Genomic DNA, 410 nt, shown 5'->3' on the forward strand with positions numbered 1-410 from the left:
GAACAGCGCCCTGGGCAATCTCTGCCGACGGCTTTTCAGGACTGGTCGAATACTAAGGCCGCCTACCGGTTCCTCTCGAACGAGAACGTGAGCGAAGACAAGATCCTGGAAGGGCATTTTGCAGCATGTGGACTTGTAACGGTTTTGTGCCGGTCACCTATCTCATTATGCCACCTTGGCTTCGAACGCGAGCGGGCTGATGCCGCCCAGATATGAATGGCGACGACGGGTGTTGTAGAAGCCATTGATGTACTGGAAGATGGCGGCTTCTGCCTGACGCCGCGTCGGCCAGCTCTGCCGCCAGATGAGTTCGGCCTTCAGGGATTTGAAGAAGGTCTCGACGGACGCATTGTCGTAGCAATTTCCCTTGCCGCTCATCGATGGACGCAGGCCATAGGCCTGCAGCTTTT

1 protein-coding gene is annotated in these 410 nt (G+C 56.6%); it reads right to left on the bottom strand.

Features of this window, described 5'->3' with window-relative positions; all coding sequences use genetic code 11:
• Nucleotides 1–165: 165 nt before the first annotated feature.
• A partial coding sequence (locus tag SxD43FB_RS24145; RefSeq protein ID WP_141249673.1) for an IS3 family transposase occupies nt 166–410 on the bottom strand: 245 nt, incomplete at its 5' end.

The organism is Sphingobium sp. D43FB (genome assembly GCF_002312805.1).
In the GTDB taxonomy this organism is placed as follows: Bacteria; Pseudomonadota; Alphaproteobacteria; order Sphingomonadales; family Sphingomonadaceae; genus Sphingobium.